The organism is Massilia paldalensis (assembly GCF_044901715.1).
In the GTDB taxonomy this organism is placed as follows: Bacteria; Pseudomonadota; Gammaproteobacteria; order Burkholderiales; family Burkholderiaceae_D; genus Telluria; species Telluria paldalensis.
Genome location: NZ_JBJCIU010000001.1, coordinates 1,239,857 through 1,263,978, shown reverse-complemented (window position 1 = coordinate 1,263,978; position 24,122 = coordinate 1,239,857). Strand labels below are relative to the sequence as shown.

Genomic DNA, 24,122 nt, shown 5'->3' with positions numbered 1-24,122 from the left:
GTCTCACCGCCTCGCCAGCGCGCTGCCGGCGGGTCGTGTCCGGCGTTGCCGTTCGTCCGGCAACCGCACGGGACTTGTCACGCGTGCCGGCCGAGCCGGCGACATCGGCCCGTCCACGCCCGCGATCGGCGAACATCCCCTTCGCATGATCCACAGCGCCGGGAATATATTGTTGCACAGGGAGAAATCGGCGCGCCATTGATGCCGCCCAGGAAACCGATCACCCCACCGGCGGCAAGTGTCGTAGAACACGCCGCGCCACCAGACGGAAACGGCACCCATTACGGATGCAATAACAAACCAAGGAGACCACGATGCACCAAGTTGCTGTCGACAACACCAGTAGCACCATCCAGGAGACGGAAAATACCCGTCTCATCATTCTCATCAGTTGCGTTGCCACCATCGGCGGATTCCTGTTCGGGTTCGACAGCGGCGTCATCAACGGCACCGTCGACGGCCTGAAGCAGACTTTCCATTCGACGGCCGCCGAGCTCGGATTCGAAGTCGCCTCGATGCTGCTGGGCTGCGCGGTCGGCGCCTTCTCCGCCGGCCGCCTGGGCGACCTGTGGGGACGCCGTACCGTCCTGCTGATCTCGTCCTTGATGTTCCTGCTGTCGGCACTGGGCGCGGGCTTCGCGACGAATTCGGCCTTTTTCATCGCCGCGCGCGTGCTGGGCGGCTTTGCCGTCGGCGCAGCCAGCGTGATGTCGCCGGCCTACATCGCCGAAGTGGCGTCGGCCCGCTACCGGGGCCGGCTGGCGACGGTGCAGCAGATCGCCATCATCAGCGGCCTGTTCTGCGCGTTCCTAAGCAACTACCTGCTGGCCCAGTCGGCCGGCGGCTCGGTCGGCGTGCTGTGGCTGGGACAGGAAGCATGGCGCTGGATGTTCTGGATGATGGCAATTCCTTCCGTCCTGTTCCTGCTGCTGCTGCTGACGATCCCCGAAAGCCCGCGCTTCCTCGTCGTCAAGAAACGCAAGGACGAGGCATTGGCCGTGCTGGAACGCTTGTACGGCGCGGCCGCGGCGCACACGAAGTTCGCCGCCATCGACGTGTCGCTGTCGAAGGACCACCACCGTCCGCGCCTGTCGGACCTCGTCAACAAGGCAACGGGCAAGCTGCGTCCGATCGTCTGGATCGGCATCGGCCTGGCGACCTTCCAGCAACTGGTCGGCATCAACGTCGTGTTCTATTACGGCGCCGTGCTGTGGCAGGCCGTGGGCTTCTCCGAGAGCGATGCCCTGCTGATCAACGTGTTGTCCGGCGGCCTGAGCATCGGCGCCTGCATCGTCACCGTCTTCCTGATCGACCGGATCGGCCGCAAGCCGCTGCTGTGGATCGGCTCGACCGGCATGGCGGTGACGCTCGGCCTGGTGACCTACGCCTTCGCCAGCGCCTCACTCGACGCCGGCGGCAAGCTGGCCCTGTCCGGCTCGATGGGCATGCTGGCCCTCGTCGCGGCGAACCTGTACGTCATCTTCTTCAATATGTCCTGGGGACCGGTGATGTGGGTGATGCTGGGTGAAATGTTCCCGAACCAGATCCGCGGTTCCGGCCTGGCGGTCGCCGGCGCAGCCCAGTGGACGGCCAATTTCCTGATCACGGTGACCTTCCCGGTCCTGCTGACCGGCATTGGCCTGGCAGGCGCCTATGGCCTGTACACGCTGGCTGCGATCGTGTCGATCTTCTTCGTGCTGCGTTATGTGCACGAAACGCGCGGCAAGGAGCTGGAGCAGATGGAAGGCTGAGCGGGTACCGCTTGGTTGCCGGCGACGGGGGCTGCGCCCATGGGCTGGCGCCCTCGTTCTGGTAGAAAAACGAAAAGCCGTTGATCGTTCGAATCGGATGATCAACGGCTTGTTCATTTGCGTTTCAAGATCGCTGACGACAACGATCCTGCCGTTCCCGTTCGAACGCGCACGGCCTCCGGCGTCATCCTTTCTTCATGCAGGGCTGCCATGATCGAATCCCGCGCGTATGCCGGCTGGAGGACATGGTCGGTGCCGTGCCCTGGGCATCGACGTTCCACATGGGGGCCTGGCTGGCGGAACGCTACCGCAGCAGCTCGGTCTTCCTGGCCGGCGATGCCGCGCACGTGTATCCGCCTGCCGGCGAGGGTCGCGATCGCCGCTGCGCCTGGCTGCCGGCGCTGGTCCGGAAAGATGGATCGATGAGTGCAGCGTGCGGCGAAGCCACCACATAGACTGGTACCCGCCAGTACCTGGCTGTCGACGGCAACGTGCGGGACAATACAGCAGCATCCGCCTTTGGCGCCCCGCGCCCGGGCTTTTTCACCCCATCACGCAGAGCGCATGAATTATTCGCCCCCTACGCCTCGTCTCGATGCCGGCGCCATCCGATTCGGCCTGTTCCACTGCTGCGCCGTGCTGGTCGCGCACGCGGTCGTCTACCTGCTGCACGAATACAGCCATAGCGTCGTCGCCTGGCTGCTCGGCTGGAAAGCGTATCCATTCCAGATCGACTACGGCGCGCCGACGGTGCTCAACCTGCTGTTCCAGTCCGACGTCGGCGACGGCGTCGACTATGCGCCGATCCTGGCTGCCGGCCACGGTGCCCAGGCGTCCCTGATCGCGCTCTCCGGCCTCGCGTTCGGCAACGTCCTGCCCTATCTGGTCGTGTGCCGCCTGATGGCCAGCGCCACGGCCGGCGCGAACAGGTGGCTCCTGGCCGCCCTGTACTGGACCGCGCTGATGTGTGCCGGGAACGTGTGGAGCTACGTGCCGACGCGCGCGATCACGACCCACGCCGACATCGCCCTGGCGGCGCAAGGCTGGGGCGTCACGCCGCTGCAGCTGTTTCCGTTCGTGCTGGTCCCCGCCCTCGCGCTCGTCGCCCACTTTTTCCTCGTGACGTACCGGCGCAGTATCGGCCGGCTGACGGCGTCCGTGCCCGGGGGCACTGCCTGCGTGGTCCTGTTGAGCGCCTACTGGTTCTTCGCGTATTTCGGCAGCGCCGGCTACGACGGCGGCTACGGGCCCGTCACCCAGGCCTTCGCGATGGTGTCGCGCTGCATCCTGTTCCCCTTGGTCGGCATGTGGATGTGGATGGATGCCCAGGCCGTCGCAGAGGCGCCCGCGTCAAGCCTGTGGGGTGTAAAGCGCAAGGCGTAGCGCTGGATGGTCGACCCACTGGAAGCTCGCCAGGTCATAGTGCACGCAAGCGCCGGCGCCACCGGGGTGCAACGCCTTGGTGCGCACCACCGGCGTATCGATGCGATGGTCACGCCACCAGTCGCCGAACGCGGGATGCGCGCCATGCAGCCGCTCGACCAGGGCCTCGAACGCCGGATCGCCGCGGCGCCGGTCGTAGGCCGGGCGGAACAGCGCCACGATTCGCTTCGCTTCGCGTAGCCAGCCGGCGCCGAACACCGCGCGCGCGTCCTCGCCCAGCATGTAGACGAGGATATTGCGTTCATCGTGAGCGCACCGGCCGAACGCGAACAGGGCATCGGCCGCCGTATTGAAGGCCAGGATGTCCCAGCGCTCGCCCGTGATGTAGGCCGGCCCGGGATACTGGTCTACCATGCGCCGCAATGCGTCCGGCACCGACTCGGGTGCGAACGCCGGCAAGGCCGCGCCCGACGCCAGTCCGCGCTGGTGCTGCATCTCCAGCTCGTCGAGCCCCAGCGCCCGTCCCAGCGCCGCAATCGTGGGGCCGGAGGGTCCGGCGGCGCGCCCCTGCTCCAACTTCACGTACCACTCGGTGCTGATGCCGGCGCGCTCGGCGACTTCTTCGCGGCGCAAGCCGGGGGTACGGCGCGTGCCCGCACGGCGAATGCCGAAGCGCTCGGGTTCGAGGCGCAGGCGATGCGATCGAAGGAACTCTCCAAGCGGTTTGTTTGCGTGCATGCGGTACCCGAAATCATTGCCGGCGACCCTGGTATTTTACAGTCCCTGTCTGTTCCGCCCGCGCACGCCTATCCTGTTTGTTCATTCAACCCGATGGAGGAACTGACCATGCCGATGGTATATATCTGGACCCATGAAGGAAAGAACGAAGAACGCCTGAACGCCATCTCGCAAGGCGTGCATGCCGCGATGGTCAACGTGTTGAACGTGACCGAGGACACCTACGACCATTTCATCAACACCTTGCCGCACGGCCGCATGGTCTACGACCGCAACTACTGCGGCGTGCCGCGCAGCGACGAAATGGTCTTCATCCACTTCTTCTTCAATGCCCGCACGCCCGAGCTGAAGGCCCGCTTCTTCGAGGCGGTCGCCGACGAACTGGCGGCGCGCGCGCAGCTGGACCGGGCCGACCTGATCATGTCGATCACGGAAGTGGCGCCGGAAAACTGGTGGGCCCAAGGGCGCGAGGTCGACCCCGTCACCGGCTACGACAAGCGCATGCAGGTGGACAAGGACGGCAACGCCCGCGCACCGGCAGGCACGGGAGGGCTCTGATGGCACGCCTGCCACTGGTACGCGAAGCGGACATGACGCCGGAACAGCGCGCCCAGTTCGAGCGCTTTCCGTCCAACCTCACCCGCGGCGTGCTGCTGGCCGCCCCGAGGCTGGCGCGGGCGCTGCCGGAAATGGCAAATGCACTGCGCGACGCCGGGCTGGATCCGAAGCTGCGCGAAGGCGTCATCCTGCGCGTGGCCCACCTGTGCGGCAGCGCCTATGAACGCATGCAGCACCTCGGCCAGGCCCGCAAGGCCGGCTGGCGCGACGACGAGATCGCACGCATCGAGTCGCAGGGCGCGGCCGGCTTCACGGGTACCACGGCGGCCGTGCTGCGATTCGTCGACGAATGCGTGCGCGACGTACGGGTCGGCGATGCCGCCTTCACCGACGTGCGCGAACGGTTGCCGGCCCGCGATATCGCGACCCTGCTATGCTTGATCGGCCATTACATGTCGGTGGCGCGCTTCGTCGCCACCCTCGACATCGAGCTCGACGATCATCCCGACGAGTGGTCTCACGAGCACTGACACGGCCGGGAGCAGACTGCGCACTCGGTCCGTTTTTCAAGCAAACCGGATGAACATGACACGACACGCCCCAACCGTGCTTCCCCCGCTGCCCGCCGCGCTGAGGCGCCTGGTACCCCTCCTGCTGGCCGTCGCCGTGGCGGCTGGCGCCGGCACTGCGCCAGAACCGGCACCACCGTTTGCCGGTGCGATGACGCTTGCCGTCGACGCCACCGACGCCGACCACCAGGTATTCTGGATCGAACAGACCATCCCGGTCCAGCGGCCGGGTCGCATGACGCTGCTGTATCCGCGCTGGGAGACCGGCAGCCATGCGCCCACGGCCACCGTGCACGAACTCGCCGGGCTGCAGATCGATGCCGCCGGCAAGCCGCTGGCATGGCGCCGCGATCCGCTCGAGACGCACGCTTTCCACGTCGACGTCCCGGCCGGCGTATCCGCACTGCACCTGCGCATGCAGTTCCTGGCGGCGCCGTCGCAGGCCTTGCTGCATCCCGACATGGTGATCGTGCCCTGGCACCGCCTGCTGCTGTATCCGCAAGGCTGGCCGGCGCACGCGATCCCGGTCGCCGCCACGCTCAAGCTGCCGGCGGGCGTCACGCCCGTGTCGGCCCTCGCCCGGGCAGGGGGCGGCGACGGCGTGGTCCGCTACGCCCAGGTCCCGCTCGACACCCTCGTCGATGCGCCCGTTCACGCCGCCCGCCAGTACCGGTCGATCGCCCTGGGCCGCGTCGGCGCCGCGCCGGTGACGCTGGACCTGCTGGCCGATACGGCTGCGGACATGGATGCCGCCCCGGCCCAGCTGCAAGGACTGCGCAGCCTGCCCGTCCAGGTCGAGCGCGTGTTCGGCACGCCTCCCTTCCGCAACTACCGCATGCTGGTGACGCTGAGCGACCGCGTCCCGGGGCCGGGCGGTTACGAGCACCTCGAGGAAGGCGAGATCGCCCTCCCGGCCGATTACTTCACAGCGCCGGGGCGGCAGCTCCCCAACCAGGATTTGATCGCCCACGAATTCGTCCATGCCTGGAACGGCGTCTACCGTCGACCGGCCGCGCTGTGGTCCCCCGATTTCAATTCGCCCGTGCAGACGGATCTGCTGTGGGTGTACGAAGGCCAGACCGAGTTCTGGGGCCGGGTGCTGGCCGCACGCGCCGGCATGCGCAGCCTGCAGGACAGCCTGGACAAGCTGGCGGTCGATGCGGCCCTGGTCGAACACCGTCCCGCCCGCGCCTGGAAGAACCTGGCCGACAGCCTGGCCGATCCCCTGTACATGCCGGGCCACCGCATCGCCTGGAAAGACTGGCAGCGCCGCGAAGACTACTATCCCGAAGGCGTCCTGCTGTGGCTGGGCGTGGAAGCCCGCCTGCGCACGCTCAGCGGCGGCCGGCTCGGCATGGACGATTTCGCGCGCCGCTTCTTCGACACGCGCCGGTCCGGTCCTTCGCTGTATGCCTTCGAGGACGTCTGCGCGACGCTTGACGGCATGGCGCATGCCGACTGGCGCGCTGCGCTGACGCGCAAGCTGGAGACGCACGACGACGCCGAAGCCATCGACGGCTTGGCCGCCGCGGGCTGGCGCCTGGTCTACGACGAGACGGCGAGCGAGTCGTTCCGCCAGGAGGAAGCGGCGGACGGCGCGCGCAATTTCGCCTACTCGGCCGGCTTGACCGTCACGGAGAAAGGCGTGGTGCGCGAGGTCGCCTGGAACGGTCCGGCCTTCCGCGCGGGCCTGGCCCCGGGTGCCCGGCTGCTGACGGTGAATGGCGAGCCTTTCAGCGCCGACGGCCTCGCGCACGCCATCGCTGGCGCCACCACCGCGCCGCCCGTCCTCGCGTTCGAGTCGGGTGGACGCCGCCGCACGGCCACGCTGGACTATCGCGGCACGCTGCGTTACCCGCACCTGGTCCGCATTGCGGGCACGACGGATCATCTGACGCCGCTGCTGATGCCGCGCTGAGGCTGCGCTGTGGCCAATCACGGGCGCCGGGTGTTCCCGGCGCCGCCCCGGTCATCCGCAGGATTACAGTTCAACCATGTTCAGGATTCAGGCGCCATTGCCGACTACAATCGACGTGCCGCTTTTCAACCTCACTGCCTTTGATTGGAGCCTGCGATGAAAAACACCATGGCGCTGGTCCTGAGCGCCCTGCTCACGACTGCCGCGTTTGCCCAGACAACCGTGCCGAACCCGCTGTCCCCGTCGACCGGCGCCAGTCCATCCTCGGCCCAGGCCGGCAAGCCGGCGAAGACCGCGTCACCGGCCGAGGCGGCGCCCGGCGGTGGCGCCGGAAAAGTCTGGGTCAACAGCTCGAGCAAGGTCTACCATTGCGAGGGCGACAAGTACTATGGAAAGACCAAGAAGGGCGAATACATGGCCGAGGCGGATGCCAAGGCGAAGGGCTACCACGGGGTGCACGGCAAGACGTGCTCTTGACCCAGCGCGTTCTGCGCGCACGGCGGGGAGCGCGGATCCAGCTGGCGACCAAGTTCGGAAGGACCAGCATGGATGCTTCCATACGGTGTCATCGCCGACCTTGACGCGGCCATGCGCGCTACGGACGCCATGAAAGCCGCCGCGGTTCGCCACGCATGACACAACGCAGCAAACAGAGCGGCCGTCAACGAACAAGGCCGCGCCCCGCCAGGCGATCCGCGTTGTCACGAATGACCTCGCGGACCGCATCGCAGAGCAGCCGCACGCGCTTCGTGCGTCGTGTATCGCCATGCGTCAGCAGCCAGATGTCCCCGATATGCTTGACCGGACTGCCGGGTACGCGGACGAGCGCTTCGTCGGCATCGCCCAGGAAACATGGCAGAAGCGCGACCCCCATCCCTGCGCGTGCCGCCTCGAACTGCGATCGCATCTCGGTGAACCGGACCGGGGTTGGCGCCATCCTCACCTCGTCGGCGGGTACCCAGTCAGCGGGCACGACTTCATCCGGTCCGAGCAACCACGCTGGATACGCCGGGGAGCGGGCTTCCGCCACCGTCCGAGCGACGTAGTAAGCGACGTGAAATTCGCAGAGCCGCATGCCGTAGAGATTCTCTGGCGGCGTGCCATTGCCGATGACGACCCGGAGTGCGACGTCGGCTTCACGCTTGCCCAGATTGACCACCGATGTCGAACTCAGGACTTCCAGGGCAATGTCCGGATAGCGGCTCCGGAACGCCGCCAGCGTCGGCATCAACAGGTCGGTGGCGAACGAGACTGGAAGCGTGAAGCGCAGCGGCCCGGACACGTTCTGGCCTCGGCCGAAGATGCGGGCCTCGATCTGCGACGATGTGGCGGCCATCTGCGCCGCCAGTTCCACGATGTCGCTTCCCGCATCCGTCAACCTGTAGCCGGTCGCCAGCTTGTCGAACAGCTTGGCACCCAGCTTGTGTTCGAGCCGGCCGATGGCGCGGATGATCGTGGCGTGGTTGACCTCCAGCGCGTTCGCAGCGGCACGAACCGTTCCGCCCTTCGCGACCGCGAGAAACATACGAATTTCATCCCAATGATCCATGGTGCGTTTTCCCACAAGCGTTGTGCTCTATTAGCGAATTTACGTGGGCGTGACCCGTTCGTAATATAGCAGTGGCAGTCCACGGTGGTGCGATGACGCACTACCCATTTTTCCCACTGAATAAAGGTCAACAGCTACCATGCGCAAACTCGACTCGAAAATCGCCGTCGTCACCGGCGGCTCCAGCGGAATCGGCTACGCGATCGCCGAGCGCTTCATCAAGGAAGGCGCGAAGGTCTACATCACCGGACGCCGGATCGCGGAACTCGAGGCCGCTGCCCGCGCGCTTGGAGACGCCGCCCGGGCCGTGCCGAGCGACGTATCGAACCTCGAGAGTCTGGACCGGCTGTTCGCCGCGATCCGCGAAGAAGAAGGGCGTCTGGACGTGCTTGTCGCCAACGCGGGCGTGATCTCATCCAGTCCGATCCGGGAAGCCAGCGAGGCCCACTTCGACAGCATGTTCGACATTAACGTGAAGGGCACCTACTTCACCGTCCAGAAAGCGCTTCCGCTCATGCGCAGGGGCGGTTCGATCATCCTCGTGTCGTCGTGCCTGGCAACGAAGGGATTCCCGGGCCACAGCGTCTACAACGCCACGAAGGCGGCAGTACGCTCGCTCGTCCGCACGGCCGCCGCAGAACTGGTGTCCGATGGCATCCGCGTCAACACGCTCAGCCCGGGCCCGGTCGACACCCCCATCATCGAGGGCCAAGTCGGATCGCCGGAGGCGGCCGAAGCGTTCCGCAAGCAGGCCGCCACCCATGTCCCGCTCGGCCGTATCGGCCGGCCGGAAGAACTCGCGGCCGCCGCGCTGTTCCTGGCGTCGGAAGAGAGCAGCTTCTCGACCGGGATCGATCTCGTCATGGATGGCGGCATGACGCAGCTCTAAAAACCGAAGGTAGAGCAGACATATCTTGTTCGACGGAATTGCAGATACAGCAGTTCGTAACTCTTTTATGGAAGCAGCAAACCCCGATAACTGGGAGATAACGGTGTTGCCTGATGCATTTGAAAGGAGCGGTACCATGCCACTACGTCGGCCGCGCGGCCATGTAAGCCCTGCTACGTACAGTGGAATTGCCCATGCCTGCCGAACCCGGGAAATTCACTACATCTGAACCCAGCGGTCGATCCGTCATGGCGCGATGAGCCCGGCCGGGGCCGCTCGCTTGTCTCGTTCAAGCGGAAGGACAATCGTCTTATCTGCTTACTATGTCGACTTCTCACGGATAGCCAACGCTAGACAATCCCAAAGTTGCCGTGCCAACTTGTGACAAGGGAGGCGCAGATTCACCTTGGCGTCATGGCTAGCTTAGTTATCCAAGGAGGAGGCGGATAATGTTTTAGACAGTGCTACCATTTTCAGTAGCAGTGATCAGGAACCTTACCTAAAACGGCGAAAATACGATGATCTCGACAGCATCCAATGTTTTACTCGAAGCATTTTCTCACAATGCATTCGAAAAATTTTTAGTTGGGGAACCGCCTTATTTTTTTCATGCAAAAAACGATAACGAAGAGCCACAAAACGTAAGCCAAGCGTTCTACACTCTAATCATTCCCTACTGGAATTTAACAAAAGATATTGACTTTCCAAAAAGATTCTCATCTGCACTTTATCAATTACTGGATACATATCCCGATAAGAACCGGGCAATCTATGTAGCACATGAATGGATCTGGTGCTACAAATATTTTTTTGATAAAAACATTTTGAACTCTTCCGAATATTATAGGGAACTTTTTGAGGTTGATCTTTCTCAAGTGGCTTACCTATTAAAATCGTTGATCGAAGAAAATAAAGAGGGTTTAATTAACGATCATAGATGGGCCGGACGCTCATGGAATAGCCAGAACGGAATGTGGGGACCTTTGCTAAAGGTTTCAGAAACTGTAAGAGACAAGCTTGGTGGCCCGAATTTTGTCCCTACCAATAAATGAAGGAAAATTGCAGCCTATTTATCAAGTCTCGTTGAGCATAAACCCGCTTAACGCATAAGCCCTACCGCTAATGCCGCACTCCCTCGCATAAGCTGTCGTCGAAATATATCGATCAATTATCAAAACTTGACCAACGCAGGCTATGCTACTTTCATATCGAAAATTCCTAGATTTCTTTTCGACCGCAAACAAAGAGCGACTTGACGGACTGACTCAAGCACATTTTGACGGAATGTTGCCACAAGAAAGGTCGATGGCTTTTGACTATCTATTAAAGCTAGTATTGAAAGGCGGCAGCCGTGAGAGCGCTAATGGACTTTTTGTTGCCGATGCAGCACGGGCTGCGCTGGTCATCAGGCAGTTGCTTGATGCCGGAAAACTGCGCGAAAGCGCAGAGATTGCTGCTGCGTGGAACCTGTATCAAACCCAGCCAGATCAATCATTACTCCAAGTATTCATACGGTCAATGTCTAGTGCGGACAAATATAACCGGGCAAATGCGGCCTTTTATGTTCCTGCCGATGTACTAACGCCAGAGCTCGATGCAGCCTTAAAAGGTATGATCCGCACCGAGACAGAAACACTTCCGCTCGTCAACGCGATAAATAAGCTCTTGGAATGCCACGGCATTACAAGAGAGTCTGTCAGTAAAGACGAGTTTTCTGCTTTTTATCGTGGTTTACGCAGCGATGTCTCGTCTGACAAAGAAAAAACATTTCAGAAACTCGATAAAATAGCCAGCTAAGCCACTTGTTCTTAGTGCCATTAATATCGATGCCCACCGCGCCAACGTTGTAGAAGCACTCCTCGGCATCAAAATGAATGACCGAGTAGTCTCTAGTTTTTGCTGTCAAAGTAGATTAGGCAAGACAGCAGGAGTCGAAGCGATGAACCTGTTGGCGCTGTCAGAAGATGAACGACGAACGCTGCGGGATATGAATTTTTGACCCTCACTCATGGAGCGGAATGCGGGCGCAGGGGATTTTACGGTCGAGTCAAGGCTTGACGTTACACCAGACTGAATCGCCTCGGCTTTTTTTAGCGGCGGGGTCATGCTGGTTGTACTTTTCCGTCCAATGTCTCCGCCAACACACGGGATCAATCGGACGCTGGCAAACGCAGAGGTCCACGGCAATTGTCCAACCCCAGCCGAGTTGAGCGCCGATTTTTGAACCGGCACAAGTTGACCCGCCCCTGAGAGGTCGAGGCTTATGAAAAAGCCCGCCGAAGCGAGCCTTTTCAAATCACAAAAGAAGAGTTTCCAAAAAAAAATCTCACTCCCACTCGAATGTCAACAAGCGCTGTAGGCTATTGATTTTTCTTATTTTTCTTCGCTCTCACAAACTCAATTCCATCCTCGATACCATACGCGAATACCCGGCGATATTAAAGGCGAGGAAAGTTACTTCGATGAATGTGTACAATACGGATGAAGCGGGAAATACACTAGATCATACGAAAATTGACCCACAAAGCGACGCAGCCGAGGCGCTGTTGGAGTGAAAAAATGAGCATCGCATATGAGACGTTCATGAAACAGTATCATGCCACTGGCAGCGAAAAAGCCAATGGCTACAGCCGCAATGCGTTTATTGGATTGGCGCCTGAAGAAAAGGAGGAAGTTTTCCGACTACTCGTCACGGAACTTCCGTGGTCTGTCGAGTGGTTGTTCTTTTTAGACGCGGCGCGCGCTTTGCCGATCGTAACAGAAGCAGAACAGAAAGGCCGTAGCGACCCTTTCGGTGACACATATAAGCTTCAGGCCGCCATCGTCAACCACACGTGCGACCTGACTTTTCAGGAGCACATGATTAAGGATTACCCGGCCTATCACAAACGCAAAAAACCCTTAGTAGTCGATGCAATCAACAGGACGCCGACGAACAACTTTACGATCGATTTCTTTAAGAAACTCATTCTGACTGAAACGAACGAGGATGCCGTCGCGGGCGCAAGCATGTATTTTCTAGACTCCCTCAAAATGCCTAGTTTGACCCTGGACGACCGAGTGAGATATGACCGCTTGCTCAACAAGTTACGCAGTGATGACACATCTGCGAAGTTAGAGGCGATTGCAGAGTCAGAACAAGTCGCAGGATCAGCGCATAGCTAAGTATTTCAATGTACCCAGTTCGACCGCCTCACGTTTTGTTCAAAAGCGAGACGGTCGATCAGCTCAGTCTATACAACCTACGATGGTTTCGGCGGAAGTTTTGTCTGAATCGCCCAGTTTTGTTAGATACACTACGTTAGAACGCTAACTGCGAGTGTGGATTCGATAGCGATTAGCCAGCTTCGATTAGATCAACTGGCAGTCTAGAGCGAACGCAAGCTGATCCTCACCGAATCGTGTAATCTAGAAAAGCTCGCTAAAGCGAGCCTTTTCAAACTATAAAAAAATTTCCATCCTGAAACCCTACTCCCACTCAATCGTCGCCGGCGGCTTCCCCGAAATATCATAGACAACGCGATTCAACCCACGCACCTCGTTGATGATCCGGTTCGACACCCTTCCCAGCAGATCGTGCGGCAGATGCGCCCACTGCGCCGTCATGAAGTCCAGCGTTTGCACGGCGCGCAGCGCGACGACGTATTCGTAGGTGCGGCCGTCGCCCATCACGCCCACCGATTTCACCGGCAGGAACACGGCGAACGCCTGCGACGTTGCTTCGTACCAGTTGGTCGGCGCCTTGCCGGCGTCGATGCCCGGCACCATCGGGGCCACGAATGGCGTGTTGCGCAGTTCCTCGATGAAGATGGCGTCCGCTTCGCGCAGCAGGTCGGCGTATTCGCGTTTCACTTCGCCGAGGATGCGCACGCCCAGGCCCGGGCCCGGGAACGGGTGACGGTAGACCATGTCGTGCGGCAGGCCCAGGGCCACGCCCAGCTTGCGCACTTCGTCCTTGAACAGTTCGCGCAGCGGTTCCAGCAGTTTCAGGTTCAGGGTTTCCGGCAGGCCGCCCACGTTGTGGTGGCTCTTGATCGTCTGGCCCTTCTTGCCCTTGCCGGCCGATTCGATCACGTCCGGGTAGATGGTACCCTGCGCCAGCCAGCGCGCGCTGGTCAGTTGCTTGGCCTGTTCCTGGAACACTTCAACGAATTCGCGGCCGATGATCTTGCGCTTCTGTTCCGGGTCCGTCACGCCGGCCAGGTGGCCCATGAACTGGTCGGACGCGTCGATGCGCAGTACCTTGACGCCGAGGTTCTTCGAGAACATGTCCATGACCATCTTGCCCTCGTCCTTGCGCAGCAGGCCGTGGTCGACGAAGACGCAGGTCAGCTGGTCGCCGATGGCGCGGTGGATCAGGGCGGCGGCCACGCTCGAGTCGACGCCGCCGGACAAGCCGAGGATGACTTCGTCGGTGCCGACTTGCGCGCGGATCTTCTCGACGGCTTCGCCGATGTAGTCCGGCATGTTCCAGTCGCTCTTGCAGCCGCAGATCTCGTGCACGAAGCGGCCGATGATGGCTTCGCCCTGGGTCGTGTGCGTCACTTCCGGGTGGAACTGCAGCGCGTAGAAGCCGCGCTCTTCGTCGGCCATCGCGGCGACCGGGCAGGACGGGGTCGAGCCCATCAGCTTGAAGCCTTCCGGCATTTCCAGGACCTTGTCGCCGTGGCTCATCCAGACTTTCAGCATGCCGTGGCCTTCGTCGGTGATGAAGTCGTTGATGCCGTTCAGCAGCTTGGTGTGGCCGCGGGCACGCACTTCGGCGTAGCCGAATTCGCGCACTTTGCCGTTCTCGACCTTGCCGCCCAGCTGGGCCGCCATGGTCTGCATGCCGTAGCAGATGCCTAGCACGGGCACGCCCAGTTCGAACACGGCTTGCGGAGCGCGCGGGGAGTCGCCTTCGAGCGTCGAGTTGTGGCTGCCGGACAGGATCACGCCGGACGCGCCGTAGTTGCGGACGAACTCTTCGTCGATGTCGTACGGATAGACCTCGGAGAACACGCCGGCGTCGCGGACGCGGCGGGCGATCAGTTGCGTGACCTGGGAACCGAAGTCGAGGATGAGGATTTTGGAGTGCATGTATGGAGCGAAATGGAGGTTCGTCGGCGCCCGTTGGCGCCAACATGATTCACGCGTCATGGCGGGCACGGGGTGCCCACCCTACGATACGACGACGCGGCCGACCAGGCCGCGTCTCGTGGCTTACTCGGTGCGGTAGTTCGGCGCTTCTTTGGTGATCTGCACGTCGTGCACGTGCGACTCGCGCATGCCGGCCGAGGTGATCTCGACGAACTCGGCTTTCGTACGCAGTTCCTCGATGGTCGCGCAGCCGCAGTAGCCCAGCGACTGGCGCACGCCGCCGACCAGCTGATAGATGATCGCCAGCACGCTGCCCTTGTAGGCGACGCGGCCTTCGATACCTTCCGGCACGAACTTCTCGGCCTTCGACTGCGATTCCTGGAAGTAGCGGTCGGCCGAGCCTTCGGCCATCGCGCCCAGCGAACCCATGCCGCGGTAGGACTTGTACGAACGGCCCTGGTACAGGATCACTTCGCCCGGCGCCTCGTCGGTGCCGGCGAACATCGAGCCCATCATGACCGTGTGCGCGCCTGCCGCCAGTGCCTTCGAGATGTCGCCCGAGTAGCGGATGCCGCCGTCGGCGATGCAGGGCACGCCCGTGCCTTCCAGCGCTTCGGCCACGCTCGAGATCGCGTAGATCTGCGGCACGCCGACGCCGGCGACGATACGGGTGGTGCAGATCGAACCCGGGCCGATGCCGACCTTGACCGCATCCGCGCCGGCCTCGACCAGTGCGCGGGCCGCAGCTGCCGTGGCGATATTGCCGCCGATGACGTCGACTTCAGGGTAATTTTCTTTGATCCATTTCACGCGGTCCAGGATGCCTTGCGAGTGGCCGTGGGCGGTGTCGACCACCAGCACGTCCACGCCGGCCTTGACCAGCAGGTCCACGCGTTCCTTGTCCTTTTCGCCCACGCCCACTGCGGCGCCCACCAGCAGCTTGCCCTGCGCATCCTTCGATGCGTTCGGGTGTTCGTGCGACTTTAGGATGTCCTTCACGGTGATCAGGCCGCGCAGCTCGAATTCGTCGTCGACGACCAGCACGCGCTCCAGGCGGTGCTTGTTCATCAGGCGCTTCGCTTCCTCGGTACCGGCGTCTTCCTTCACGTACACCAGCTTCTCGCGCGGGGTCATCTTGGCGCGCGCCTCGGCTTCCAGGTCTTCCTCGAAACGCAGGTCGCGGTTAGTGATGATGCCGACCACCTGCTTGCCTTCCACCACGGGGAAACCGCTGATGCCGTGCTGCTGGGCCAGGGCCAGCACTTCACGGATCTTCATGTCCGGCGGGATCGTGATCGGGTCGCGCAGCACGCCGGCCTCGAAACGCTTGACGCGGGCGACTTCGCGCGCCTGGTCGGCCGGGCGCAGGTTCTTGTGGATGATGCCGATGCCACCCTCTTGCGCCATCGCGATCGCGAGGCGGGCTTCGGTGACGGTGTCCATGGCGGCGGACAGCAGCGGAATGTTCAGCGAGATATTCCGGGTCAGCTTGGTACGCAGGGACGTATTGGCCGGGAGGACGTTGGAGTAGGCCGGGACGAGCAGCACGTCATCGAACGTGAGTGCTTTCTGGAGGAGACGCATAGTTTATTTCCTATAGGCGCAAAAGCGAATTATACAGAAACTCCAGGAAAACGTCGCAACGTTGCCAAAAAAGGCCATAAATAGCAAAAAGTCACTAATTGACAGGGTCGGTCAACCATGGCGAAATCGCGTATGTGATTTAAGGAAATACCGACCCCATCTCGATGACCCCGACCACCTTCCCCAGGCTGCGTACTGGCCTCCCTCTCCTGCTCGCCTTGCTGGCGGCCCCCGCCTTTGCACAGTACTCCTGGATCGACGACAAGGGCACACGCGTGTTCGCCGACCGCCCGCCTCCGCCCGGCACGCCCGAGGCGCGCATCCTGAAACGGCCCCGTACGCTGGATGCGCTTGCACCGGCGCCTGCCGCGACTGTCCCGCCCGCCGAGCCGGCCAAGGCGGCGCCGACGCTGGCCGAGCGGGAAGCGGACTACCGCAAGCGCCAGGCACAGCAGGCCGACATGGAGAACAAGGAGCAGCTGGCCACCCAGAAGCAGGCGGTCCAGGCGGAACGCTGCAAGAGCCTGAAGCGGCGCGAGATGACGTTGACGGCGGGAACGCGCCTGTCGGAGTTCGACGAGAAAGGGCAGCGCAGCTTCGTGTCCGACGAGGAGCGGGCGCGCAGGCTGGCGGAGACGCGCAGGATGCAGGGGGCGGAGTGCCAGTGAGCCGTCTCCCATGACGTGCTCCTGCAAATGACCCGTCATTCCCGCGAAGGCGGGAATCCAAGCTCAAGCACCGAAGTCGCGCTATCCATGAGGCCTCGACATCTCGCCAATATAGGTTTCTGATGCTCGGCATGGGCTCCCGCCTGCGCGGGAGCGACGGCGCATTTACTTCGCCGCTTCTTTCTTCGCCGCCCGCTTCCTCCGCGAATCCTTGGGATCCGCCACCAGCGGCCGGTAGATCTCGATGCGGTCGCGCTCCCTCAGCACCGTGTCGAGCGTCTTCTTCTTGGCGTAGATGCCGACCGGCTGCGTCACCAGGTTGATCTCCGGATGGGCTTGCAGCACCCCGCTCTGCTCGATGGCCTGGCCGATCGTGGTGCCGGGCGCCACGTGCATCCCTTCCAGGTATTCGAACGTGCTGGACGCGTACGCCACCCAGACCTGGACGCTGCCGGCATCAGCCATACACGACCTCGGCGCGCTTGCAGAAGGAATCGACCATCGTGTTGGCGATCATGCCGAACACGGGGCCGACGATCTGTTCCAGGATGATGCTGGAGAACTCGTACTGCATGTCGAAATCGATCTTGCAGGCGTCCTCGCGCAGCGATTTGAAGCTCCAGGTCGCTTCCAGCATCTTGAAAGGACCGTCGACGAGGTGCATCTTCATCTGAGTCGGACGCTGGTTGTGGTTCGCCGTGGTGAAGCTCTGCTTCACGCCATGGAAATTGATTTGCAGGCAGGCGGTCAATTTGTCGTCGCTGCGTTCGATCACCTTGACGCCGCTGCACCAGGGCAGGAACTTGGGATAATCCTCGACCTTTGCGACCAGGTCGAACATCTGCTCGGCGCTATAGCCTAAGAAAACTGATTTGTGCACTACTGCCATTGGTCAACCGTTTGTTATGATGTTGGTAGGTTTGCCCTTGCGAGGGCGACAACCGTAGTTTAACCGACGCGCGCATTTTAGCTATTTCATGAGTATTATTGATAATAAGAAAGCCTTTTTCGACTACTTCATCGAGGACCGCTACGAGGCCGGCCTGGTGCTGGAAGGCTGGGAAGTGAAGGCGATCCGCGAGGGACGCGTGCAGATCAAGGAGGCCTATGTGGTCGTGCGCAACGGCGAGCTGTACCTGTTCGGCGCGCACATCAGCTCCCTGCCCTCGGCCTCCGCCTGGAGCCATCCGGAAGCCATCCGCACCCGCAAGCTGCTGCTGCACAAGGCCGAGATCGACAAGCTGATCGGCAAGGTGGAGCGCTCCGGCTATACGCTGGTGCCGCTGAACCTGCACTTCAAGGCCGGCCGCGTGAAGTGCGAAGTGGGCCTGGCCAAGGGCAAGAAGCAGCACGACAAGCGCGATACCGAGCGCGATCGCGATGCCAAGCGCGAGATCGAGAAGGCGATGAAGAACAACCGCCGTTGACGTGGGGCGATGGTGGGCATGTGATGCCCACCCTTTGTATCGGGCTGTAGGGTGGGCACCACGTGCCCACCATGCCAGTCAAGCCGCTACCGCCCCACGCCTCCCCGCCACGCCCGCCAGCCGGTAGGCCGCGAAGCTGGCCACCATCCCCGCCGCCACGCCGCACGCCAGCTTGAACGCGCTGCCGAACAGCAGCGGCGCCACCAGGCCCGAGATGAGCGCGAACGACATCATCTGCACGAACGCCAGCATCGACGATGCGAGTCCCCGGTTGTCCGGGAACAGCGCCAGCGCGCCGACCTGGATCGCCGGCATCGCCACCGCGAGGCCGAAGGTATAGACCATCAGCGGCAGCACCGCCCACGGCACCGCGACGCGGTCCTGCACGAACGCCGCGTAGCCCACGTTCAGCACGCAGGCCAGCGCCATCAGGCCGTAGCCGATGCGCAGCATGGTGGCCGGCGCAATGCGCGACGCGCGCTTGCCGCCCCAGGCCGAACCGATCACCATGCCGCTGATCAGGGGGATGAACATCCAGGCGAACGCCGTCTCCGGCAGGCCGAGGATGTCCATGACGAAGTTGGCGGCCGAACCGATATAGATCGACAGCCCGCCGAATGCGAGGCCGACGGCCAGCGCCAGCAGCAGGAATTGCGGATGGCCGAGCACCTTGAGGTAGTTGCGGGCGATGGCTCCGCCGTGGAAGGCATGGCGCTGCTCGCGCGGCAGGCTTTCCGGCAGCAGCTTCCACACGGCCGCCACCATCAGCGCGCCGAACAGCGCCAGGAACACGAAGGTCGAGCGCCAGCCGAACGTCACGTGCAGCCAGCCGCCCAGGATGGGGGCGATGGCCGGCGCCAGGCCGAACACCATCATCACGTGCGACATGATGCGCTGGGCGTCGGCACCCTTGAAACGGTCCTGCACGATGGCCTGCCCGATCACGGATCCGGCGCCGGCCGCGCTCCCCTGCAGCGCGCGGAACACGAGCAGCCAGCCGAACGTGGGCGCCATTGCGGCGCCGGCCGACGCCAGCGTGTACACGGCCAGCGCGGCCAGGATCACGGGACGCCGGCCGAAGGAATCGGACAGTGTCCCGTAGAACAGCATCATGAAGGCGAAGGTGAACAGGAAGACGGACAGCGTCTGCTGCACAGCGACGGGGCCGACGCCGAAGTCGCGTCCGATCGCGGGGATCGAGGGAAGGTAGGTGTCGATCGCCAACGCGCCGACCATGCTGAGGCAGGCCAGGATGGCGGTCAGTACTCGTTGCATAGGGATGCCTTTCAAAACTCGGCACTGCACCATGCAAGCGTCCGAAGCGCAGCATTTTACCGCGTCGCCCCCTGCGCATGCAGGGGCCCGATGTCGTGCTTAACGGGGACCGACCCCAGATCGGGTCCCTGCCTGCGCAGGGACGACGGCTCATGCGTACGCTCTCACTGCGGACGGTACAACGACATCCCGAAGCGCTCCGTGCGCGGCATCCAGTTGCCCTGGTAGTCGGCCGACACCAGCACACGTTCGGCACGGCCCACCAGCAGCTTGCGCGGCACCAGGCCGATGACGCGCGAGTCAGCGCTGTTGTCGCGGTTATCGCCCAGCATCAGGTACTGCCCTTGCGGGATCGTGACGGGGCCGAAAGTGCGCGGCGCCATCACGTCCGGGATCAGCTGGATGTGGCGGCGCGCGCCGTTGAACGATTCGGCCAGCTGCACGGCGCGCACGGCGGATCCGCCCACGGAATCCATCGAATGCTCGACCACGCGGTAGTCGGCGCCGCGGCCGTTGATGTAGAGGCGCTCGTTGCGCATCTCGACCACGTCGCCGGGCAGTGCGACGAGGCGCTTGATCAGGAGTTGGCCGTCGCGCGGCGAGCGGAAGGTGACGATGTCGCCGCGCTCCGGTTCGCCCACGCGCGCCAGCACGACGTCGGTGAGCGGCACCTTCAGGTCGAAGGCCACGCGGTTGACGAGCACCACGTCGCCCTCCAGCAGGTTCGGGTGCATCGACGAGGACGGGATCGGATTCCAGTCGGCCACCGCGGTGCGGAACACGCCGAACAGGACGAGAAACGCCAGAAAGCCTTTGTTATTCCGGATCAGGTTCTTCACCGCGTACTCCTTGTTGTCGTTATGGTTCAACAGGATTTATACGCGGCTTCACGTGGCCGAGGCTTAACAGAAAATTAAAGCGTCCATACATACGTTACGCAGGGTGGGCACCATGTGCCCACCGTCAGCGTGAATGCGGAGACTGCGCCGGGCGCGACCAGTACCAGCCGATCGTCAGCACGGGAATCGCCAGCGCGACGACGGACACCATGTCCCACACGCCGTCGCCCAGCAGCGCCGACAGCAGGCCCACGACCGTCACGATGCCCAGCAGGACGGGCGCCAGCCAGATCTGCCTTGCCGTCCTCATCGCGCATCCCCTTCGCGCACCAGGGCCGGGGCGCGCAGCCCGGCGGCGCGGCGCGCTTCCTTCTCCGCCTTCTGCGCCGCGCGGCCGCGCTTGACCCACAGGTACAGGCCGCTGCCCAGCACGATGATGGTGGCGACGTCCAGCAGCGCCCACAGGAATTGCATGCCGGCGCCACCGTAGTCGCCGAAGTGCAGCGGCTGCGACACCAGCAGCGCCGTCAGGTACCACGGCAGGTTGCGGCGGTCCGTGATCTGCGCATTGGTCGCGTCGACCAGCACGGGCTTGTACAGGCGCGACGTGAGGGCCTGGTCGCCGTGCATGTAGACGCCGTAGTGGTGCGGCGTGGCGAACGGCGTGCCGGGGAAGGCGACGAAGCCGACCTTCATGCCCGGCTCCGCGGCTTCCGCGCGCTTGACCGAGGTCTCCATCGACGCCAGCACGGTGGGCGTGGGCTGGCCCTGGTAGGGCTTGGTCATCTCGGCGATCTCGGTGGCCTGCCATACCTTCAGCAGCACGTCGGCCAGGGTGTTGATGACGCCCGTGCAGCCCACCACCAGCGCCCACACGAGGGTGACGATGCCCAGCAGGTTGTGCAGGTCCAGCCACTTCAGGCGCGCCGTGCGGCCATGGCGCACGGCGCCGAAGTCGAGCTTGCGCATGAACGGCGCGTACAGCACCACGCCGGAAATGATGGCGACGACGAGCAGCATGCCCATGAAGCCGAGGAACAGCTTGCCCCACAGGCCTGCGAACAGGTCGACGTGCAGGTGGAACATGACGGACATGAAACCGCCGCCCTCGATCGGCGGCTCGGCCACGTACTTGCCGGTGCGCGCGTCGACGGCCAGCGACACGAATTTCTCGTCGTTCGCATGCGCGCCCATCGTCAGGTACCAGAACGCGGGCTCTTCCGCATCCTGCGACATGTACATCATGACCTTGTCCGGATAGCGCGCCTTGCCCGCCGCGATGACGGTGTCCAGGTTCGCGCGCTGCCGCGCCTGTTCAGGCGAGACGACGGGCGCCTCGATCTCGTTGCCGAGCAGGTGGCCGATTTCGTGGTGGTAGATGAGCGGCAGGCCCGTCAGGCACAGCAGCAGCATGAAGACGGTGCAGACCAGGCTGCTCCACTTGTGGATCCAGGACCACGCGCGCAGGGTTGAATTCGACATGGAAATGCGGACAGGAGCGGGCCTACGTTGAGAACGAGACCAGATAATAATGGTTCTCATTTACGAAGGCAAGGACGGCCGCTATAATGATAATTATTCTCATCCAACAACAAGAGTTTCCATGAAGACGACAGTACGCTCCACCCTGCCCCTGACGCCGAAGTTGACACCGTGCGCCCTCGCCGCCCTGCTCATGACGAGCGGCGCCGCGTTCGCGCAATCGCAGCCGGCCGACGCCAGCCAGCCGCCAGCCGACCAGAAGATGTCGACCGTGGTCATCACCGCCTCGGCCGACGCCTCGGCGCAGGGCCTGCCGGGCGCCTACGCGGGCGGCCAGGTGGCGCGCGGCGGCCGTCTCGGCCTGCTGGGCAACGTCGACATCATGAACACCCCGTTCAACACCACCAACTACACGCTCGCGCTGATCCAGGACCAGCAGGCCCGCAGCGTGGGCGACGTCGTGCAGAACGACCCGTCGGTACGCGTGGCGCGCGGCTTCGGCAACTACCAGGAGCTGTACGTGATCCGCGGCTTCCCGGTCAACTCGGACGACCTGTCGTACAACGGCCTGTACGGCCTGCTGCCGCGCCAGTTCGTCGCCTCCGAACTGCTGGAACGCGTGGAAGTCTTCCATGGCGCGAACACCTTCGTCAACGGCGTCGGCCCGGGCGGCGGCGGCATCGGCGGCATGATCAATCTGGTGCCCAAGCGCGCCCCGAACAAGGACCTGAACCAGGTCACGCTGGGCGTCGAATCGGGCGGCCAGGGCTACGGCGCCTTCGACGTCGCGCGCCGCTTCGACGGCGGCCGTGGCGGCATCCGCATCAACGGCGTACGCCGCGACGGCGATACCTCGGTCGATCGCGAGAAGCGCGAACTGAACGTGCTGTCCATCGGCCTGGACTACCGCGGCGACAACTACCGCCTGTCGGCCGACATCGGCTTCCAGGAACACAACCTGGACGCGCCGCGTCCGAGCGTGACGCCCGGCGCCGGCCTGCCGCTGCCGAGCGCCCCGGACGCCGACAAGAACTTCGCCCAGCCATGGACGAAGTCCGACGAGCGCGACACCTTCGGTAACGTCCGCGCCGAAGTCGACCTGGGACCGGACGCCGTGGCCTGGGCCGCCGCGGGCGCGCGCAACGGCCAGGAATACAATGTGCTGGGCCAGGCCACGAACACCAACACGAGCGGCGGCCTCCTGATGACCCGCTTCGACAACTTCCGCAAGGACCAGAACCGCACCGGCGAGGTCGGCCTGCGCGGCGCGTTCACTACGGGCCCGGTCTGGCACACGATCAGCACCACGGCCTCGTGGCTGGAGCTGAAGTCGCGCAACGCCTACGCGCTGGGCGACTTCTCCGGCTGGACCTCGAACCTGTACAACCCGGTCGACGTCGCGGCCCCATCGAACACCTTCTTCACAGGTGGCTCGATGAGCAACCCGCTGCTCACGTCGAAGACGATCCTGACTAGCTATGCCGTGGCCGACACCATGTCGATGTTCGACGACCGCTTCCTGGCCACCGTCGGCATCCGCCGCCAGACCATCAAGGCCTACGGCTACGACTACAACACGGGCGCGCAGAACGCGGGCTACGACCAGAGCGCCAACACGCCGGTGCTGGGCCTCGTCTACAAGCCGCTGAAGAACGTCTCGGTCTACGCCAACTACATCGAGGCGCTGCAGCAGGGCCCGACGGCATCGGGTCCGGACGTCGTCAACCAGGGCCAGATCTTCGCCCCGTACACCTCGCGCCAGAAGGAAGTGGGCGTGAAGGTCGACAGCGGCAAGCTGGGCGCCAGCCTGTCCTTCTTCACCACCTCGCAGCCGATGGGCTTCGTGCAGGACCGCATCTTCGGCCTGAACGGCGAGCAGCGCAACCGCGGCGCCGAGCTGTCCGTGTTCGGCATCGCCGCGCCGGGCGTGCGCGTACTGGGCGGGCTGACCCTGCTCGACGCCGAACAGCGCCGCACCCAGGGCGGCATCAACGCCGGCAACGACGCGATCGGCGTGCCGGAAACGCAGCTGAACCTGGGCGCCGAGTGGGACGTCCGCCAGGTGCCGGGCCTGTCGCTGAACGCGCGCACCGTCTACACGTCGAAGCAGTACGCCGACGCCGCCAACACGCAGCGCTTGCCGTCGTGGACGCGCGTGGACCTGGGCGCCAACTACGCGACCCGCATCATGGACCGCGACGTGACCTTCCGCGCCCGCGTCGACAATGCCTTCGACCGCAACTACTGGGCCTCGACGGGCGGCTACCCGGGCTCCAGCTACCTGGTGCTGGCGGCGCCGCGCACCTTCACGGTGTCGGCGACGGTCGACTTCTGACCGATCGCCGTTGAACGCGTGGACGGCGAATCGTCCACGCGTCGATCACCCGTGCATCCACGTAGGGTGGGCACCACG

Annotated in this window: 22 protein-coding genes and 2 pseudogenes; 14 read left to right on the top strand and 10 right to left on the bottom strand. The window is 63.3% G+C overall.

Annotated features, from left to right (window positions below; all coding sequences use genetic code 11):
* The first annotated feature begins 314 nt into the window (after window positions 1-314).
* The 3 genes and pseudogenes from ACI1V7_RS05635 to ACI1V7_RS05625 all read left to right on the top strand — a co-directional run bounded on the left by ACI1V7_RS05635 (window position 315) and on the right by ACI1V7_RS05625 (window position 3,134).
* Window positions 315-1,751, top strand: coding sequence for a sugar porter family MFS transporter (locus ACI1V7_RS05635; RefSeq protein ID WP_404530758.1), 1,437 nt, complete (start codon window positions 315-317; stop codon window positions 1,749-1,751).
* A gap of 191 nt (window positions 1,752-1,942) precedes the next feature.
* Window positions 1,943-2,206, top strand: a pseudogene (locus tag ACI1V7_RS05630) (FAD-dependent monooxygenase); the annotation flags it as partial.
* A gap of 109 nt (window positions 2,207-2,315) precedes the next feature.
* A complete protein-coding gene (locus ACI1V7_RS05625) occupies window positions 2,316-3,134 on the top strand; it encodes a hypothetical protein (protein ID WP_404530757.1) in 819 nt (272 codons plus the stop codon).
* Here ACI1V7_RS05625 and ACI1V7_RS05620 read toward each other — a convergent pair.
* A complete protein-coding gene (locus ACI1V7_RS05620; RefSeq protein ID WP_404530755.1) occupies window positions 3,102-3,872 on the bottom strand; it encodes a helix-turn-helix domain-containing protein in 771 nt (256 codons plus the stop codon). The two genes, ACI1V7_RS05625 and ACI1V7_RS05620, sit on opposite strands and share 33 nt — an antisense overlap.
* 108 nt (window positions 3,873-3,980) lie before the next feature.
* Between ACI1V7_RS05620 and ACI1V7_RS05615 the strand changes: the two genes are divergently transcribed.
* The 4 genes and pseudogenes from ACI1V7_RS05615 to ACI1V7_RS05600 form a co-directional block, all read left to right on the top strand.
* A complete protein-coding gene (locus ACI1V7_RS05615) occupies window positions 3,981-4,430 on the top strand; it encodes a tautomerase family protein (protein WP_404530754.1) in 450 nt (149 codons plus the stop codon).
* Window positions 4,430-4,960 (top strand): carboxymuconolactone decarboxylase family protein, encoded by a 531-nt coding sequence (locus ACI1V7_RS05610; protein ID WP_404530753.1) that lies wholly within the window; start codon window positions 4,430-4,432, stop codon window positions 4,958-4,960. Before ACI1V7_RS05615 ends, ACI1V7_RS05610 begins: the two co-directional genes overlap by 1 nt.
* Before the next feature lie 55 nt (window positions 4,961-5,015).
* Window positions 5,016-6,917 carry a M61 family metallopeptidase gene (locus tag ACI1V7_RS05605; protein ID WP_404530752.1) on the top strand — a complete coding sequence of 634 codons (1,902 nt, stop codon included), beginning with the start codon at window positions 5,016-5,018 and terminating at the stop codon, window positions 6,915-6,917.
* A gap of 237 nt (window positions 6,918-7,154) precedes the next feature.
* Window positions 7,155-7,394, top strand: a pseudogene (locus ACI1V7_RS05600) (DUF3761 domain-containing protein); the annotation flags it as partial.
* A gap of 184 nt (window positions 7,395-7,578) precedes the next feature.
* On the opposite strand, the gene ACI1V7_RS05595 reads toward ACI1V7_RS05600, so the two are convergent.
* Entirely contained in the window at window positions 7,579-8,466 is an 888-nt protein-coding gene (locus ACI1V7_RS05595; RefSeq protein WP_404530751.1) for a LysR family transcriptional regulator, read from the bottom strand.
* 139 nt (window positions 8,467-8,605) lie between these two features.
* On the opposite strand from ACI1V7_RS05595, the gene ACI1V7_RS05590 reads away from it, so the two are divergent.
* From ACI1V7_RS05590 to ACI1V7_RS05575, 4 genes are all read left to right on the top strand, one after another.
* Window positions 8,606-9,355: an SDR family NAD(P)-dependent oxidoreductase gene (locus tag ACI1V7_RS05590; RefSeq protein ID WP_404530750.1), complete on the top strand. Its 750-nt coding sequence runs from the start codon at window positions 8,606-8,608 to the stop codon at window positions 9,353-9,355.
* A 518-nt stretch (window positions 9,356-9,873) separates the two neighbouring features.
* On the top strand, window positions 9,874-10,407 hold the full coding sequence (locus ACI1V7_RS05585; protein WP_404530749.1) for a hypothetical protein: 534 nt from the start codon (window positions 9,874-9,876) through the stop codon (window positions 10,405-10,407).
* Between the two features lie 253 nt (window positions 10,408-10,660).
* Window positions 10,661-11,152, top strand: coding sequence for a hypothetical protein (locus tag ACI1V7_RS05580; RefSeq protein ID WP_404530748.1), 492 nt, complete (start codon window positions 10,661-10,663; stop codon window positions 11,150-11,152).
* Window positions 11,153-11,914: 762 nt separating this feature from the next.
* On the top strand, window positions 11,915-12,520 hold the full coding sequence (locus ACI1V7_RS05575; protein ID WP_404530747.1) for a hypothetical protein: 606 nt from the start codon (window positions 11,915-11,917) through the stop codon (window positions 12,518-12,520).
* Between the two features lie 303 nt (window positions 12,521-12,823).
* Here ACI1V7_RS05575 and guaA read toward each other — a convergent pair whose 3' ends face one another.
* Complete coding sequence (gene guaA / locus ACI1V7_RS05570; protein ID WP_404530746.1) at window positions 12,824-14,434, bottom strand: glutamine-hydrolyzing GMP synthase; 1,611 nt, start codon at window positions 14,432-14,434, stop codon at window positions 12,824-12,826.
* Between the two features lie 123 nt (window positions 14,435-14,557).
* Window positions 14,558-16,018 (bottom strand): IMP dehydrogenase, encoded by a 1,461-nt coding sequence (guaB, locus tag ACI1V7_RS05565; protein WP_404530745.1) that lies wholly within the window; start codon window positions 16,016-16,018, stop codon window positions 14,558-14,560.
* Between the two features lie 164 nt (window positions 16,019-16,182).
* Between guaB and ACI1V7_RS05560 the strand changes: the two genes are divergently transcribed.
* A complete protein-coding gene (locus ACI1V7_RS05560) occupies window positions 16,183-16,686 on the top strand; it encodes a DUF4124 domain-containing protein (protein WP_404530744.1) in 504 nt (167 codons plus the stop codon).
* Between the two features lie 165 nt (window positions 16,687-16,851).
* Here ACI1V7_RS05560 and ACI1V7_RS05555 read toward each other — a convergent pair whose 3' ends face one another.
* Window positions 16,852-17,151 carry an RnfH family protein gene (locus ACI1V7_RS05555; protein WP_404530743.1) on the bottom strand — a complete coding sequence of 100 codons (300 nt, stop codon included), beginning with the start codon at window positions 17,149-17,151 and terminating at the stop codon, window positions 16,852-16,854.
* On the bottom strand, window positions 17,144-17,575 hold the full coding sequence (locus ACI1V7_RS05550) for a type II toxin-antitoxin system RatA family toxin (protein WP_404530742.1): 432 nt from the start codon (window positions 17,573-17,575) through the stop codon (window positions 17,144-17,146). The genes ACI1V7_RS05555 and ACI1V7_RS05550 overlap by 8 nt, the downstream gene beginning before the upstream one ends.
* Window positions 17,576-17,663: 88 nt before the next feature.
* Between ACI1V7_RS05550 and smpB the strand changes: the two genes are divergently transcribed.
* A complete protein-coding gene (gene smpB / locus ACI1V7_RS05545; protein WP_404530741.1) occupies window positions 17,664-18,113 on the top strand; it encodes an SsrA-binding protein SmpB in 450 nt (149 codons plus the stop codon).
* 78 nt (window positions 18,114-18,191) lie between these two features.
* On the opposite strand, the gene ACI1V7_RS05540 is transcribed toward smpB, so the two are convergent.
* The 4 genes from ACI1V7_RS05540 to ACI1V7_RS05525 form a co-directional block, all read right to left on the bottom strand.
* The gene (locus tag ACI1V7_RS05540) at window positions 18,192-19,388 is read right to left on the bottom strand and encodes a multidrug effflux MFS transporter (RefSeq protein ID WP_404530740.1); all 1,197 of its coding nucleotides are present in this window, start codon (window positions 19,386-19,388) and stop codon (window positions 18,192-18,194) included.
* A gap of 164 nt (window positions 19,389-19,552) precedes the next feature.
* Entirely contained in the window at window positions 19,553-20,227 is a 675-nt protein-coding gene (lepB, locus tag ACI1V7_RS05535; RefSeq protein ID WP_404531548.1) for a signal peptidase I, read from the bottom strand.
* A gap of 124 nt (window positions 20,228-20,351) precedes the next feature.
* Window positions 20,352-20,537, bottom strand: a complete 186-nt coding sequence (locus ACI1V7_RS05530) for a hypothetical protein (protein ID WP_404530739.1) — start codon at window positions 20,535-20,537, stop codon at window positions 20,352-20,354.
* Complete coding sequence (locus ACI1V7_RS05525; protein ID WP_404530738.1) at window positions 20,534-21,709, bottom strand: PepSY-associated TM helix domain-containing protein; 1,176 nt, start codon at window positions 21,707-21,709, stop codon at window positions 20,534-20,536. The genes ACI1V7_RS05530 and ACI1V7_RS05525 overlap by 4 nt, the downstream gene beginning before the upstream one ends.
* A 121-nt stretch (window positions 21,710-21,830) precedes the next feature.
* Here ACI1V7_RS05525 and ACI1V7_RS05520 point away from each other — a divergent pair, with 121 nt between their 5' ends.
* Window positions 21,831-24,044 carry a TonB-dependent receptor gene (locus ACI1V7_RS05520; protein WP_404530737.1) on the top strand — a complete coding sequence of 738 codons (2,214 nt, stop codon included), beginning with the start codon at window positions 21,831-21,833 and terminating at the stop codon, window positions 24,042-24,044.
* Window positions 24,045-24,122 lie beyond the last annotated feature (78 nt).